Below are 14,149 nucleotides of genomic sequence, written 5' to 3'. Positions count from 1 at the left end.
CACGAAAAGGGACGTCCCCTGCTCCCCGCTGGCCTATCCCAGCAAGTACCGGACCAGCGCGGCCTTATCATGTCGCGGAGGTGACGCCCGGGAGGCAGATCATGGCGACAATCGGGGAACGGCGCCGTTGATCGCCCATCGGAGATCTCGTGGCCGGCTCACTCCTCGTCGGCAGCCTTGCGGCCCCGGCTTTGGGACTTCCGCTTCTTCAGGTTTTCCCGAAGGGCTTCGGCCAGACGCGCCTGTTTGGCCTTGGCGTCCCTGGCCTGGCTCGCTCTGTCGGTACCTTTCCCGTTGGGCGCGCGGCCGCTCATATTCGTTCTGGATGTCTTGTTCATCGCTTGGGGCTTTCTTTTCGGGCCAAACCGGCCCCTTCCGGGCGCGATTTAGAGGCGTAGGCGCGGCGCCGTCAACCGGGGACGCCATTCCCGGCTAGGACGAGACCCGAGGCCGTTTTACAGGGTTGCAGATAATCGGGGCATGTGGCAGTTTCCGCGCGCTTCGCACACCTGCGGGTTGCGTCGCCTGTCAGCTTTCCGTTTACCAAAGAAGGCTAGACTTTCCGCGGATCAACTATCCCGGCTCCGGGCTGCTGTAGCTCAGTGGTAGAGCACTCCCTTGGTAAGGGAGAGGTCGACAGTTCAATCCTGTCCAGCAGCACCATTTCCCGCGCATTCCGGCCTTTATATTGTCCGCCTGACAGCCTGTTCATGGCAATTGTCGGGGCTAGGGCCATGATGCGGCCGGACCCGGTTCCAGCATATGCCGCACATGAGCTATTTTTCACTTGATCCCGGCCGGGGCCGCCCCATTAATCCCGCTCGAAAATAGGGTACCCGACATGCTGGCCGCCCCCGGGCTGGGGCATATCCCGAGGCAGGGCCGCCGCAGCGCCCCAAAAGCAGTACAAAAAGCCATGCTCAGAACCGTGCTTTATGTCATCGGCCTGCTTTTGTGCATTCTGGCTGCCGCCATGCTGCTGCCGGCCATGGTCGACTATGCCGCCGGCGATGTGGATTGGCGTGTCTTCATCGCTTCGGCCGGGCTTACGGCCTATGCGGGCGGCTCGATGATCCTCGCTTTCCGTGCGCCCCATGTCCACATCCGGGCGCGGGAAGGTTTTCTCCTGACGACAGGAAGCTGGCTTGCGGTGAGCGCCTTCGGATCTTTGCCGCTCATATTCAGCTCGCTCCAGCTATCGCCTGCCGATGCCGTTTTCGAAACCGTGTCTGGCCTGACCACGACGGGCGCCACGGTGCTGACCGGGCTCGATACGATGGCGCCAGGGCTCCTATTCTGGCGTTCGCTGCTGCAATGGATAGGCGGTGTCGGCATCATCGTCGCAGCGATCTTCATGCTGCCGCTGTTGCGTGTCGGCGGAATGCAGCTCTTCCGTTCCGAATCTTCCGACATCTCGGAGAAAGTCGCCCCGCGCGTCTATCAGATCGCATCACTGACAATCGTCATCTATGCGGTGCTGACATTTGCTTGCGCGATCTGTCTCGTCGTTGTCGGCATGACGCCATTCGATGCGATCAATCACGCGATGGCTACCCTCGCGACAGGAGGCTTTTCAACCCGGGATGCCTCGGTGGGCTTCTACAATTCCGTGCCGATAGAACTTGTGCTCGTCATTTTCATGGTGGCGGGCGCGTTGCCGCTTGTCTTCTACGCCATGCTGGTCAAGGACGGGCAGCGCGCATGGCGACAGGAAAAGCAGGTTCCCGCTTTTCTGCTGACTTTGGCAGCCGCCATTCTGGCCGTGACCTTCTGGCGGGTCTCATCGAGCCCTGAGGATTTCGGACACGCGCTGAGGGAGGCGACATTCAACGTCACCTCCGTCATCACCGATACGGGCTTTGCTTCCACCGATTTCAGTAAATGGGGCACGGGCGCACATGCATTGTTCCTCTTGCTGATGTTCATCGGCGGCTGCGCCGGGTCGACCTCCGGATCCATCAAGATTTTCCGCTGGCAGATCCTCTTCAGGTCGTTCGCCGTACATCTGAAGCGAAACATCGCCCCCCATCGCATGATCGTGCCGCGCTACCGCGACAAACCCGTGGACGACGATATGGTCTCTTCGGTGCGCAATTTCTTCTTCATGTACATCCTGACATGGGGTGTCGTTTCGACCCTGCTCATGTTTACCGGGCTCGACTTTCTCTCGTCCGGCAGCGCCGTCGCCACCGCGATGGCAAATGCCGGGCCGGGTCTCGGCCCTATCGTCGGCCCCGGCACTACCTTCGCCTCGGTTTCCGATTCTGCAAAATGGCTGCTAAGCGCCGCGATGTTGCTCGGCCGGCTTGAGCTGACAACCGTCTATATTCTGTTCCTGCCGGATTTCTGGCGGAACTGAAGCCGCGCGACCATATTCCGGCCCTCTATCGACCCGCCGTATACGAGCCAATATTTTCCGATATAGAGCTTCCTTTTCCGTAACGGCGTAACCTGTTGCTGCTACACAACAAATATGTCGACGGGATCGCAACATCTCCATATTTCCGCCTTCCACACTCCTCCCCGCCGTCACACTCGGCCGCTACCCAAATGCATGTCAGCGGCGCACGCTATGAGGCGCTCGCGAAAACTCATCCTTCGTGTGGGGCCGATCGATTGCGACCGGCCGAGCGATAAGAAGAGGAAAAAGGACATGATGAAAACTGCGATCACCGCTCTCGCGCTGGCTCTGGCGCCGACGGCTGCATTCGCGCAGATGAACACGGCCAATGTCGACACCGAAAGCTATGGTCCGAAAGCCGGCGACACGGAGTTCACTCTGTCCGGCTCGGGCTACAGCAACAAGGATTTCGACAACAATACGTTCGGTCTCAGCGGCAGCCTTGCCAAATATCTGACGGACAACGTGGCCATCGGCATTCGTCAGAGCGTGAACTGGACAGACCCCAAGAACGGTAGCGACCAGTGGGGCGGCTCCACGCGCGGCTTTGCGGATTATGTCTTCGATCTGAAGAAGTTCCGCCCTTATCTGGGTGTGAGCGTCGGCGGCATCTATGGCGATAATTTCAACGATACGTTCGCCGCAGGTCCCGAGGCCGGCCTCAAATACTACGCGGACCAGAACACTTTCGTCTTCGCCCAGACCGAGTACCAGTTCACCTTCGATGACGTGGACAATCTCAGCAACGATTCCGAGCACGGGCTCTGGCAGCACACGGTCGGCGTCGGCTTCAACTTCTGACGGGCGGCTATTTTTAAGCCTCACAAAGGGCGTCCTTTTAGGGACGCCCTTCTTCGTATGCGCTCACGAGCTTGCGGACGAAAACGTCTGGATGTGCTACTCGCATGGGGCATGAGGAAGATTGAATATCTGGAAAGCGCCCAGAACCCGCGGGTAAAGCTCTGGCTCGGACTTGCCGAGCCGAGAGCGATCCGAAAGAGCGGGCGTTTCCTTCTTGCAGGTCGGAAAACCGTGCCCGAAGCGCTGAGCCGCTGGCCCGGGCAATTCGAAGCGCTCATCGCCACCGATGAGGCCGCGCTGGAAGACCCTGCCATTCCGGACGAGCTGGCCCGCATCCTTGTACCGAAAGCCATTTTCGAGCGGCTGGATCTGTCCGGAACCGGCCATGCGCTGCTTGTCGGGCTGGTCCCGGAGATGCCGCGGACCGATCTTTCCGCCGCACCGCAAGGACTGGAACTGGTCTGCGCGCTCTCCGATCCGAACAATCTCGGCGCACTCATTCGCTCCGCGGCCGCCTTCAATGTCAGCCGCCTCATTCTAATGCCGGAATGCGCTCATCCGTTTCACCCGCGCGCCTTGAGGGCGGGCTCCAATGCCGTCTTCGAGCTGCGGCTGGAGACGGCGTCGAGCTGGGAAGCGCTCAATACCGCCCAGGGTTCGATCTTCGCGCTGGACGGTCACGGCACCGATATGACGACGTTTGACTGGCCGGCGGATCTTCGTCTGGTCCTGGGCGAGGAAGGCCGTGGCGTACCGGACAGTCTCAAAATGAAACGCCTCTCCATTCCAACCAGCGGCAAGGTCGAATCCCTCAATGCCATGGCGGCAGCCAGCATTGCGCTTTCCCAGTTTTTTCTGTCCCGTCGTAAAGCCGGCATGTGAACCGGCGCGTGGCGCATCGCGTAGAAGGCTGAGAGGACCGGGCAATGCCCGTGGCGCGCCGCTCCAGTCAGGACCCCATGGGGAGGCACGCGGCGACAGGCGTTTTCCGGTTCTCACCCCTTCGCTTCGCCGCTGTCTGCAACGAGCCTGTTTCAACCGGCCCTTTTCAACTGGCCTGTTTCACCGCTTCATAGGCGTCAAGCGCGCGCTGTCTTGCTTCGCGATGGTCGACGATGGGACGGGGATAACTGTCGCCTAAAACGATACCGGCCGCCTCCAGCATGGCGGGCGGTGCCTCCCATGGTTTGTGAATATATTTCGTGTCGAGCCCGGCCAGCTCCGGCACATAACGCCGGACGTAATCACCTGCCGGGTCGAACTTCTCGCCCTGCAGTACCGGGTTGAAGATACGAAAATAGGGCGCTGCATCCGCGCCCGAACCCGCCACCCATTGCCAGCTCGCCCGGTTCACCGCGAGGTCGGCATCGACCAGCGTATCCTCGAACCAGCCCGCGCCACGCTTCCAGTGGATGAGCAGATCCTTCACCAGGAAAGAGGCCGCGATCATGCGGACACGGTTGTGCATCCAGCCGGTCTGCCAGAGTTCGCGCATCCCCGCATCGACAATGGGATAGCCCGTCTTTCCCACCGTCCATTTCCGGAACGCCTCGTCATCATCGCTCCATGGAAACGCGTCGAAGGCCGGTTTCCAGTTTTTATCCACGATGGATGGCCAGTGATAGATCAGGTGATAGGCGAAATCGCGCCAGGCAACCTCGGAGAGGAATGTGTCGAGCGACTTTTCGGCGGATGGGTTGTCGCCGCGATGCGCCTCGACTGCCGCCCATATCTGGCGGGGAGAGATTTCTCCCCAATGAAGATGCGGCGAAAGCCGTGAGGTTCCTTCCACCCCCGGCAGGTCGCGCTGTCCCCGGTAATCGCTTACCGCGTTTTCGAGGAAATGACGCAGGCGTTCATGCGCGCCTTTTTCACCCGGGGTCCAGCGCTCCCTTATGCCGCCCGCCCAATCCGGCGAAGACGGACGGAGATGCCAGTCGTCCAGCTCGTCCGACACCGGATCGCAGCCTCCCTCCAGCTTGCGCATCGGCGCCAATGGCGCACCGAAAGGAGCGGATGCGCAAAGCGCTTTCCAGAAAGGCGTGAAGACCTTGTAAGGGTCGCCGGTCTTCGTTTTCACCTGCCAAGGCTCCGCCAGAAGCGAGGCGGCAAAACTCCTTGTTTCGATACCGGCCTTGGCCAGAGAGGATTTGAGGCTCTTGTCGCGTTCTGTGACGGTTGGCTCGTAACAGCGGTTCCAGAAAACCGATTTGGCGCCGGTCTCCCTCACCAGGGCGGGAAGTTCCTCTTCAGGCTTTCCCCGTCTCAGGACCAAATTCGCACCGCGTTTGCCCAGCGCTTCCGAAAGACCGGAGAGGCTTCCATGAAGCCACCAGGCGGAAGCTTCGCCCGGCAGGTCGCGCTCGTCGAGAATGAACAATGGCAGCACGGGCACTCCCCGCTCGGCGGCCGCGGCAAGCGCGGGGTTGTCGGCGACGCGCAGATCGCGACGAAACCAGACAATGATCGGCGGAGTTGATTTGCTTTCTGTCATGTCCTGCTATCAGTGCGGCGGCGCGGTTTTTCTCGATACGCTTTTCAGCCGGTGCCGGATCAGTCAGGCGCGCCTTTCCTCTTCAATGCGGCATAGGACACCGGAAACGATATGTCGTCGTCCCCGAAAGGGTAAAGCAGCGTGGCACTCGGTTTCCAGATCACCACGAGCCCGTCCTCCCACTCAATGCGGCGCTGGACATCGGGTTCCTCGAACAGCGCCTTGAGGTAGTCGAGAACGGCGCGCCCCTCTTCTCCCGGCACACCATGAATGGCGCGGGTAAAGGCGGGGCTCACGCCCAGCGCCATCGTACCGCTTTCGGCCTGCAATGCTGCAAGCGCGCTCCGCCTCGGTGGATTTCTTTCGCGAAGGGTCGCCAGCCAGCGCAATTGCTCCGGCGTCTCACAAGTCTGCGCCAATGGCAGAGCTGCGTCGTGACATGCTTCCAGTCCCGCAAGATAACGACGCATCGCGGGCGAGAGAGCCTCATAAACCGCAATGCGGGACGCGGATATCAGTCCCCCACGCCCGGCAGCCCCCTTTCCCGCCGCGAGGAGCGCGAGCTCAGGCGGCGACCGCTGCCATATCGGATCGGCAAGCAGCTGCAACGCATCGCGTGTCGTCCTGTCCCGGAAGGTCGTCAACGGCGGGTTGCCCAACGGGTCACCGACGATGGAAGCAATATCGGCAAGGATGCCGGCGGACAGGTCGGGCAGATAAAGGGAGACGAAACCACGCGTTCCCAAGGTGCGGCGGATACACGAGACCATCTTATCCCGCTGAAGTTCCGGAAAGTCTCCCGGCATCACTTCGATGAGACGATCGATCTCCCCCTCCAGTGCCTGCGGGGTCAATCGCCGCATAGGCCTCGCCGCCAGATCACCTTCATTCCCCACCCCTTGTTCGAGACAATGTTTGTCTCTGGTTTATGCATTTAATTCAAATTGATGTTCATTATGACTAGTTATTGGTCTTATGAATTTACGCAACATTGACCTGAACCTGCTTACGATCTTCGAGGCAATTATGGTCGAGAGAAGTATTACGCGGGCCGCCGCCAGGCTGAACATGACGCAGCCTGCCCTCTCGAATGCCTTGTCGAGATTGCGGGCTCTGGTCAATGACCCGCTTTTCGTTCGTCAGGGTAATGAAATAGCGCCAACGGCGCGCGCCCGTGCAATGGACGCCCCGGTGCGGCGGGCTCTCATGCTCGCCAGACACGCTTTTCAGGAGCGCCACCCGTTCCATCCGGGGGAAATCATGCGCAGATTCAGCCTGTTTCTCGGCGACCTCGGGGAAACGCTCTACTTGCCCCGGATCATGCCGCGCCTGCGTTTACAGGCTGCGGCCGCCAGCATCGTTCTGAAGCAGCCGTCGGACGACACGCTCATTCAGGACGTGAAAAAAGAACATCTCGACCTCGCATGGCTCAGCATTCCGCCTGACGACAAATCGGTATGCAACGAAGCGCTGCTGCATGACGAGTTCGTCTGCGTGACGGCGTCGGCGACGATTGCCGGGCGGATACTCGACGAAACGACCTTCTTCAACCTGACGCATGTCCGGCTTGCCGCCCGTCATGCGCCCGGCCATATCGGAGAGCATGCCTTCAGGCGGAAGGGCAAGGCGCGGCGGGTCGTCGCGGAGGTCGATACGCTTCACGCCATGGCATTTCTGGCGGCAAGTTCCGACATTGCGGGCTGCATGCCGCGCCTGCTCGCTGAACGCTATGCAGCGCTGCTAGGTCTTCGCGTCGACAAGATGCCGTTTGAGGTGCCGCCTGCCTTCGTGCACCAGGCCTGGCCCGCGATCCTTGACGACGACCCGGACCATATTTGGCTCAGGACCCTCATTCGCGAAGCCGTGACAGGAGGTTAGGTGCCTATTCCGTCCGGGAGAGCGGGACGACGAAGCGGGTTTCCCCTTCCATGGCGGTGAGCGCTTTCACGCGATAGACGTCTTCGAGGTTCCGGTCGGTCAGGACGTCTTGCGGCGCGCCGGATGCGCGCACTCTTCCCTCATGCAGCAGGACCAGCCGGTCGCAGAAGCGCGAGGCGAGCGACAGGTCGTGCAGCACCGCGATGACGATGCGGCCTGAATTTTTCGCATAATTTTCAAGCACTTCCATGATGCGAAGCTGGTGATAGGGGTCGAGCGAAGCGACCGGTTCGTCGACGAGGAGGAGCGGCGCCTCGACCGCCAGCGCGCGGGCGAGGAGGACGCGGGCGCGCTCGCCGCCCGACAGCGCCATCACGTCGCGGCCGCGATAGCGCTCGACATCGGCAAGCTGCATGGCGTGCGCGACCGCCTTTTCATCGGCTTCGCGCATTTTCCGGAACGGTTCCAGATGCGGCAGGCGGCCCAGCGCGACGAGGCGGGAGACCTCGATCGGCCAGTGACTTTCTGCGTTCTGGGCGAGATAGGCGAGCCTGCGGGCAAGGTTGCGCGCATGATTGGGCGAGGTAGAGCAAGCGAGCGGATCGCCGTCCAGCAGAATGTCCCCCTCGAAGGGGATAAGGGAGGCGATGGCGCGGATCAGTGTCGTCTTGCCCGCCCCGTTGGGACCAACGAGACCGACGAAACCCGGACCGGGGATATCCAGCGAGACATCGTGAACGATGCGCGTGCCGCCCAGCGCGGCATTGAGGTGGCGGAGGACAAGTTCCGTCATGCCGTGTCCCTCCTCATGCGCATGATGAGGAAGAGGAAGAAGGGCGCGCCGAGCAGCGAGGTGACGACGCCGAGCTTCGGCTCCGGCCCGCCGACGGGCAGGCGGACGATGATGTCAGCAGCGAGCACCAGCGCCGCACCGCCCAGCGCACTCGGCAGCAGCAGGCCGCCGGGGCGGTAGCCAACGAAGGGGCGCAACAGATGCGGCACGACGAGACCGACGAAACCGATGACGCCGGTGACCGACACCGCCGCGCCGACGGCGAGCCCCGTGCCGATAATGGCGCGCGCCTTTACCGAGGTCTGGTTGAAGCCGAGCGTCGAGGCCGTGTCCTCGCCCAGCGTCAGCGCATCGAGCGCGCGGGCGGTGGAGGCGACGAGCGCCCAGCCGACGATCATGAAGGGCAGGACGAACCAGACCTGGGTCATGGAGCGGTCGGAGAGCGAGCCCAGCATCCAGAAAACGATCTCCAGCGCCGCATAGGGGCTCGGGGAAAGATTGAGCGCGAGCGAGGTGAGCGCGCCCGCAAAGGCGGTGATCGCCACGCCGCCGAGAATGAGCGTCACGATGGGCGCGTTGCGCCCCACCAGCAGATAGAGCGTGACGAGCGCGATGAGGGCACCCGCCACGCCGCCAAGCTGCACCGCCATGGCGCCGCCCGCGGCAAGGCCGAAATAGAAGACGAGCACCGCGCCCAGCGCCGCGCCGGAAGAGGCACCGATAATGCCGGGCTCGGCCAGCGGGTTGCGCAGGAGGCCCTGCAGGACGGCGCCGGTGAGCCCCAGCGTCGCGCCCACCAGCACGCCCAGCAGGGCACGCGGGAGGCGCACCTGCTCCAGCACCAGCCAGGCAAGGTCGCGGTCGATCTTCGCGATGGTCTCGAACTTGCCGGGCAGCATCTCGAAGCCGCGCCCGATGAAGACCGAGCCCACGAAAAGGAGCAGAACGAGCCCCAGCAGCACGGCATTGACCGTCCAGTATTTGCGGGTCTCGGTCATGGCGTCTCCCCTGCCGCGAGGCGGTCATGCGCGGCGGCGAAGCGGTCTATCGTGCCGGTGATGAAATGGGTGCTGCATTGCCAGAACTTCGTCGACAGGCGGAGCTCATGCGCATAGCGCGTCATGTAGGTTTTCAACGCCGGGTGCTGGAGGACGGCGCTCGCCAGCGACGGCGCGCCGGGGCGATAAACGCCGATGGCAACGAGATCGGGGTGCATTTCTATGACGTCCGTCAGATCGGGATAGACGATCCCCACCGCATTCTCGCGCGTGATGACATTGCGAAAGCCGGTGAGCGCCATGATGCGGCCGAGAATGGAATTGGGCGTCGAGGCGCCGCCGAGGTCCTGATAGAGCAGGATGCTCGGGGACTTCGCGGTGAGGGGGCGGCGGTCGGCGGCCAGCGCATGGTCGAAACGGGCGATGAGAGCCCTGCCCTGCTGCTCCCGCCCGATGGCCTGCGCTACGGTGCGAATATTGTCGCGTATGTCGTCGAAGGTCGCCGCGTTCTTCACCCGCGCGACGGGGATGTTCAGCCGCTTCAGCATGTCGAGCACGAAGGGCGAGGTGAACTGATGCGCCAGCACGAGATCGGGCGCGTAGGGCAGAACGTCCTCGATGCGGCCGTCATTGGCGGGAATGTCCTTTACCTCATCCGCCACGGGCGAATCCGCCGGGTCTTTCGACAGGCGATAGACGGATTTGACGGTGCCGGGCTTTGCCAGCGAGGCGAGGATGATATCCGAGCACAGATTGATGGAGACGATGCGCTGCGGGGCCTCTCCCGCGCGGGCCTCTCCAGCATGGGCCTCTCCAGCATGGACATGGGGCGCGGCGACCAAAACGCCCGCGAGGGCGCATGCAGCCAGCCTCCTCCACCAATTGTCGTTATGTCCCGCCACGCCGCCTCTTTCGCCCGTTCCCTGAAAGCGCGCGAGTGTAGCCAGCCCTCCCCCATGAAGAAAGGGCGGAGCGGCGCCAGAGTCGTTCACCGTATCACGAAAACCGTACCGTCATTGCGAGGCCCGCAAGAGCCGAAGCAATCCACAAGGCGCTTGCCGTGAATTGCGGCCGCATGGATTGCTTCGTCGCATTCCGCTCCTCGCAATGACGATTCCATCAAAATTGAAAGCGCCTTAGCGCAGGCGCGGCAGCCCATCCATGACGGGTTTCGGTTTGCGGTCCACGGTGAAGAGGCCCCATGCGCCCTCGGAAGGGTTGAGACCGTCCGTGCCCGGCGTCTCATCATAGACGCGCCAGGGTGCATCGAAGGCGGCGAAACCGGCAAAGGCACGGTCGCGCGTCGGCGGCATTTCCGCCTCGAGCGCCTTCCAGAAAGCGGCCTGACGGGCGGGCGTGAAATTGCGCGAGGCGGGCCTGGTGGGAAGTCCCGTCTCCTTCACCAGGATGGGGCCGCAATAAATCTCCGCGACCTGCCCGGTGACATCGACGACGAAATCCGCGCCGTTTCTTGCCGGCGCATCGCTGAACCAGGGTTCGAAGGCGGGATGCGCGTTTGCGAGCAGGAAGTCGAGTTTCCCGAGGACCGGTTTCGCTTCCGGCTTCAGCCACCAGGCGAAAGGCTCGGTCGCACCGAGGGGCAGCGACGGCGCTTCTTTGCGCATACGGGCGATGGCTTTTGAAAGATCGTCCCAGCTTGCGCGCTTGCCGAAGACGAGCTCATTGCCGAGCGAGAGGCCGACGACGAGATGCGGATGACGCTTCGCCGCGGCGAGCGCGCGGTCGATCTCCTTCTTATCGGTAATGTCCCAGACGCCGAGAATGACCGCGCGGGAGCCGAGCTTCGCGGCGACATCCGGCACGCGGTCGAGCCCGTCCAGCGCGCCATAGGTGATGACGCCATCGAACCACGGACGCAGTGCGACGAGATCGTCATGGATGCTCTTCTCGTCCGGCGTCGCCGTGCCCTCTCGCCATTTCTTCAGGCCCGTCGGCGAATAGGAGACGAAGCGGCCCGTCGCCATCGTGTCGCGCAGCGTGTCGAGGCGGGGCCGCACGGCCTCGCGCTTTGCGCAGGCGGGCGCCGCCGACACTGCGTGAGGCAGCATGAGAAGGAGCAGGGAAAGGAACCACAGATACCGCATGGGCCCGAGCTTAGCCGCCTATGAGGCGGTATCGTGGCACACCCCCCAAAGAAAACGCCCCGCCTGCGGAAAATCTCCGCGGACGGGGCGCCTGAAACTCTTGCTCGCCGTCAGGCGGGAAGGATCAGATCATTTCCTTCAGATCCTTGGCGACGCGGAACGCCACCTTCTTGGAGGCCTTGATCTTGATCGCTTCGCCCGTGGCCGGGTTGCGGCCCATGCGGGCGGCACGCTTGCGAACCTGCAGGATGCCAAGGCCCGTCAGACGGATCTTGTTGCCCTTCTTCAGGTTTTTCTGCGTCATGTCGACGAAATCCTGGAAGATTTCGTTCATCTGCTTCTTCGGCATGTCGTGCTTCTCGGCCAGTTCGGCGATGAGCTTCGACATCGGAATGGTGGGCGGCGTCGCGGGCTTCGCAGCCGTCGTCCTGGCAGCCGTGGAGCGGGCAGCCGGCTTCTTCGCAGCGGCGGCGGGCTTCTTGGCGGCAGCCGCAGGCTTCCTCGCGGCCGGCTTCTTCGCAGCGGCGGCGGGCTTCTTCGCAGCAGGTCTCGTTGCCATGGTCTTGATCCTCATTGCTGTGTTCGTTCACACCACCCGGCCGCATCTTTTTTCCGATGACGGGCTGTCTTTCCGGATCGAGCGTCGCCCGAGAAAGACAGGTATGAACGAAGCAGTTTCCCCGGGACCGCATGAGGGAAATCCCTCTTTGATGATAGCGACAGGTCCCTCGTGCCGAATCACCCGATAAACACCCAATTATCAGTCATGAATCTCACTCCGCAATAAGGGGATTGCGAGAAATGCCTGTCTGACAGGGGTTTTTCGCTCTTCGGGACGAGAAATCACCATGTGGAGGGCATTTTTCGCCCTGCAACATGCAAGAGTCTGCATATTTCCGGATGCGACAGGAGGCGAGGTCATGCGTGCCGAATGCGCTGCCACGCGCTACTCTTTCCCTTATCGAGACGGTTTAGGGGAGGAAAGAATGAGTGACGCGGCAAGCGAAACGCAGCAGAGCATTTGCGCATGGGCGGAAGAAACATTCGGTCCTGCAAAGAGCGCGGCCACGCTCCATGCGCGCGCCCTGCCCGAGATGGAGGAACTCTCCGACGCATTGAGGACAGGCGACCGGCAAGAGGTCGCCCATGAGCTGGCGGATATCGTCATCCTGCTTTACCGCGTCGCGCAAGAGAGCGGCGTGGACCTGCACACGGCCATCGACGAGAAGATGGCGATCAACCGGGCGCGCCAATGGGTGCCCGCCGGCGACGGCACGGGCAAGCATGTGAAGTAGCAAGGCAGCATTAGCGGAGAGGTGGATTGGGTCCCGGCAACGAGTGCCGGGACGACACTGGAGTTGGGTTTTCCTCAGCAGGTCAAACAAGCGATGTCTTCCCGGGACTTGTTCCCGGGATCCATTGGCGCCGCGGCAAGTGGATAGGCCAATGGGTCCCGGCTCTCTTTGCGTGTGAAGGTGGCCGGGATGACACTATGTTTTGATTTTCTTCTTCCCACAAAACAAAATGCCCGGGCGCTGGCCCGGGCATTTTTCATTCGGCAGTGAAGATCGCTCAGTCGAACGCTTCTTCCCAGCTGCCTTGCGTGGAGGCCTTGGAGTACTCCGTCGCGCGGTTTTCGAAGAAGTTGGCGTGCTCGATGCCGTTGAGCATCTCGTCCATCCAGGGCAGCGGGTTCTTTTCGGTGCGGTAGATGGGCTGGAGGTGGAGCTGGGTCAGGCGGCGGTCCGCGATGTAGCGGATATACTGCTTCACCTGCCCGGCATCGAGGCCTTCCACGCCGCCCATCTCGAAGGCGAGGTCGATGAAGGCGTCCTCATGGTCGATGATGGTTTCGCAGGCCTTGTAGATGTCGCGCTGCAGCTGGTCGGTCCAGATTTCCGGGTTCTCCTCCACGAAGACGCGGAAGAGCTTCATGGCGGACAGCGTGTGCAGCGTTTCGTCGCGCGCCGACCATGTCACGATCTGGCCCATGCCCTTCATCTTGTTGAAGCGCGGGAAGTTCATCAGGATCGCGAAGGAGGCGAAGAGCTGCACGCCCTCGGTGAAGCCGCCGAAGACCGCCAGCGTCTTGGCGATGTCTTCCTTGGTCTCCACGCCCCATTCCTGCATGTAGTCGAACTTGTTCTTCATCTGCTCGTATTTCAGGAAGGCCTCGTATTCGGCTTCCGGCATGCCGATCGTATCGAGCAGATGGCTGTAGGCGGAGATGTGGACCGTCTCGATATTGGAGAAGGCGGCCAGCATCATCTGCACTTCCGTGGGTTTGAAGACCCGCGAATAGTGCTTCATGTAGCAGTTGTTCACTTCCACATCCGCCTGCACGAAGAAGCGGAAGATCTGGGTGAGCAGGTTGCGCTCGCCTTCGGTGAGGTTCTTCGACCAGTCCTTCACGTCGTCGGCCAGCGGCACTTCCTCCGGCAGCCAGTGAATGCGCTGCTGGGTGAGCCAGGCATCATAGGCCCAGGGATAGCGGAAGGGCTTGTAGACGTGACGTTCTTCGAGAAGGGACATGGCTTTGCTCGTTTCTCTGTACCGGAGAATTTTATTCTGTCATGCCCGGACCCCGATCCGGGCATCCAGTCTGCGCCTGCGGCACTTACTGCGCTGGATTGCCGGATCAAGCCCGGCAATGACAATTAAAGAAGACGTGGATGGGGG

At 62.0% G+C, this 14,149-nt stretch carries 13 protein-coding genes, 1 tRNA gene and 2 pseudogenes; 7 read left to right on the top strand and 9 right to left on the bottom strand.

Annotation, left to right across the window (positions count from 1 at the left end; genetic code table 11):
* Positions 1 to 158: 158 nt before the first annotated feature.
* Positions 159 to 338, bottom strand: coding sequence for a hypothetical protein (locus tag CMI59_RS10490; RefSeq protein ID WP_293328195.1), 180 nt, complete (start codon positions 336 to 338; stop codon positions 159 to 161).
* A gap of 250 nt (positions 339 to 588) precedes the next feature.
* On the opposite strand from CMI59_RS10490, the gene CMI59_RS10485 reads away from it, so the two are divergent.
* The 4 genes from CMI59_RS10485 (at position 589) to CMI59_RS10470 (ending at position 4,084) form a co-directional block, all read left to right on the top strand.
* A tRNA-Thr gene (locus CMI59_RS10485) sits at positions 589 to 663 on the top strand.
* A gap of 253 nt (positions 664 to 916) precedes the next feature.
* A complete protein-coding gene (locus tag CMI59_RS10480; protein WP_293328193.1) occupies positions 917 to 2,359 on the top strand; it encodes a TrkH family potassium uptake protein in 1,443 nt (480 codons plus the stop codon).
* 294 nt (positions 2,360 to 2,653) lie between these two features.
* Complete coding sequence (locus tag CMI59_RS10475; RefSeq protein WP_293328191.1) at positions 2,654 to 3,202, top strand: outer membrane beta-barrel protein; 549 nt, start codon at positions 2,654 to 2,656, stop codon at positions 3,200 to 3,202.
* Positions 3,203 to 3,313: 111 nt separating this feature from the next.
* Positions 3,314 to 4,084, top strand: a complete 771-nt coding sequence (locus CMI59_RS10470) for an RNA methyltransferase (protein ID WP_293328189.1) — start codon at positions 3,314 to 3,316, stop codon at positions 4,082 to 4,084.
* A gap of 166 nt (positions 4,085 to 4,250) precedes the next feature.
* Here CMI59_RS10470 and CMI59_RS10465 read toward each other — a convergent pair whose 3' ends face one another.
* Both CMI59_RS10465 and CMI59_RS10460 read right to left on the bottom strand, forming a co-directional pair.
* Positions 4,251 to 5,696, bottom strand: a complete 1,446-nt coding sequence (locus CMI59_RS10465) for a deoxyribodipyrimidine photo-lyase (protein WP_293328187.1) — start codon at positions 5,694 to 5,696, stop codon at positions 4,251 to 4,253.
* Positions 5,697 to 5,755: 59 nt separating this feature from the next.
* Positions 5,756 to 6,559: a TauD/TfdA family dioxygenase gene (locus tag CMI59_RS10460; protein ID WP_293328185.1), complete on the bottom strand. Its 804-nt coding sequence runs from the start codon at positions 6,557 to 6,559 to the stop codon at positions 5,756 to 5,758.
* A gap of 112 nt (positions 6,560 to 6,671) precedes the next feature.
* Between CMI59_RS10460 and CMI59_RS16900 the strand changes: the two are divergent.
* Both CMI59_RS16900 and CMI59_RS10455 read left to right on the top strand, forming a co-directional pair.
* Positions 6,672 to 6,860 (top strand): annotated as a pseudogene (locus CMI59_RS16900) (LysR family transcriptional regulator); the annotation flags it as partial.
* Between the two features lie 96 nt (positions 6,861 to 6,956).
* Positions 6,957 to 7,574, top strand: a complete 618-nt coding sequence (locus CMI59_RS10455) for a LysR substrate-binding domain-containing protein (protein WP_293328183.1) — start codon at positions 6,957 to 6,959, stop codon at positions 7,572 to 7,574.
* A gap of 4 nt (positions 7,575 to 7,578) precedes the next feature.
* Here CMI59_RS10455 and CMI59_RS10450 read toward each other — a convergent pair whose 3' ends face one another.
* The 5 genes and pseudogenes from CMI59_RS10450 to CMI59_RS10430 form a co-directional block, all read right to left on the bottom strand.
* Positions 7,579 to 8,367: an ABC transporter ATP-binding protein gene (locus CMI59_RS10450; RefSeq protein ID WP_293328181.1), complete on the bottom strand. Its 789-nt coding sequence runs from the start codon at positions 8,365 to 8,367 to the stop codon at positions 7,579 to 7,581.
* Entirely contained in the window at positions 8,364 to 9,365 is a 1,002-nt protein-coding gene (locus CMI59_RS10445) for an iron ABC transporter permease (protein WP_293328179.1), read from the bottom strand. Before CMI59_RS10445 ends, CMI59_RS10450 begins: the two co-directional genes overlap by 4 nt.
* Complete coding sequence (locus CMI59_RS10440) at positions 9,362 to 10,267, bottom strand: ABC transporter substrate-binding protein (RefSeq protein WP_293328177.1); 906 nt, start codon at positions 10,265 to 10,267, stop codon at positions 9,362 to 9,364. The genes CMI59_RS10445 and CMI59_RS10440 overlap by 4 nt, the downstream gene beginning before the upstream one ends.
* Before the next feature lie 234 nt (positions 10,268 to 10,501).
* Positions 10,502 to 11,470 (bottom strand): hypothetical protein, encoded by a 969-nt coding sequence (locus CMI59_RS10435; RefSeq protein WP_293328175.1) that lies wholly within the window; start codon positions 11,468 to 11,470, stop codon positions 10,502 to 10,504.
* A 124-nt stretch (positions 11,471 to 11,594) separates the two neighbouring features.
* A pseudogene (locus tag CMI59_RS10430) lies at positions 11,595 to 11,906 on the bottom strand (HU family DNA-binding protein); the annotation flags it as partial.
* Between the two features lie 550 nt (positions 11,907 to 12,456).
* On the opposite strand from CMI59_RS10430, the gene CMI59_RS10425 reads away from it, so the two are divergent.
* On the top strand, positions 12,457 to 12,765 hold the full coding sequence (locus CMI59_RS10425; protein WP_293328173.1) for a dATP/dGTP pyrophosphohydrolase domain-containing protein: 309 nt from the start codon (positions 12,457 to 12,459) through the stop codon (positions 12,763 to 12,765).
* Positions 12,766 to 13,042: 277 nt separating this feature from the next.
* Here CMI59_RS10425 and CMI59_RS10420 read toward each other — a convergent pair whose 3' ends face one another.
* A complete protein-coding gene (locus tag CMI59_RS10420) occupies positions 13,043 to 14,002 on the bottom strand; it encodes a ribonucleotide-diphosphate reductase subunit beta (protein ID WP_293328171.1) in 960 nt (319 codons plus the stop codon).
* Between the last annotated feature and the right edge of the window lie 147 nt (positions 14,003 to 14,149).

This window comes from Parvibaculum sp., assembly GCF_002684405.1.
Lineage (GTDB): Bacteria > Pseudomonadota > Alphaproteobacteria > Parvibaculales > Parvibaculaceae > Parvibaculum.
This window is presented reverse-complemented; position numbering and strand designations above follow the sequence as displayed.

What these genes read in the sequence shown, in the direction of transcription:
- CMI59_RS10450 (WP_293328181.1), bottom strand. Translation starts at nt 8,367, where the DNA reads ATGACGGAACTTGTCCTCCGCCACCTCAATGCCGCGCTGGGCGGCACG.
- CMI59_RS10465 (WP_293328187.1), bottom strand. Translation starts at nt 5,696, where the DNA reads ATGACAGAAAGCAAATCAACTCCGCCGATCATTGTCTGGTTTCGTCGC.
- CMI59_RS10490 (WP_293328195.1), bottom strand. Translation starts at nt 338, where the DNA reads ATGAACAAGACATCCAGAACGAATATGAGCGGCCGCGCGCCCAACGGG.
- CMI59_RS10445 (WP_293328179.1), bottom strand. Translation starts at nt 9,365, where the DNA reads ATGACCGAGACCCGCAAATACTGGACGGTCAATGCCGTGCTGCTGGGG.
- CMI59_RS10460 (WP_293328185.1), bottom strand. Translation starts at nt 6,559, where the DNA reads ATGCGGCGATTGACCCCGCAGGCACTGGAGGGGGAGATCGATCGTCTC.
- CMI59_RS10435 (WP_293328175.1), bottom strand. Translation starts at nt 11,470, where the DNA reads ATGCGGTATCTGTGGTTCCTTTCCCTGCTCCTTCTCATGCTGCCTCAC.
- CMI59_RS10425 (WP_293328173.1), top strand. Translation starts at nt 12,457, where the DNA reads ATGAGTGACGCGGCAAGCGAAACGCAGCAGAGCATTTGCGCATGGGCG.
- CMI59_RS10480 (WP_293328193.1), top strand. Translation starts at nt 917, where the DNA reads ATGCTCAGAACCGTGCTTTATGTCATCGGCCTGCTTTTGTGCATTCTG.
- CMI59_RS10420 (WP_293328171.1), bottom strand. Translation starts at nt 14,002, where the DNA reads ATGTCCCTTCTCGAAGAACGTCACGTCTACAAGCCCTTCCGCTATCCC.
- CMI59_RS10455 (WP_293328183.1), top strand. Translation starts at nt 6,957, where the DNA reads ATGCGCAGATTCAGCCTGTTTCTCGGCGACCTCGGGGAAACGCTCTAC.
- CMI59_RS10475 (WP_293328191.1), top strand. Translation starts at nt 2,654, where the DNA reads ATGATGAAAACTGCGATCACCGCTCTCGCGCTGGCTCTGGCGCCGACG.
- CMI59_RS10470 (WP_293328189.1), top strand. Translation starts at nt 3,314, where the DNA reads ATGAGGAAGATTGAATATCTGGAAAGCGCCCAGAACCCGCGGGTAAAG.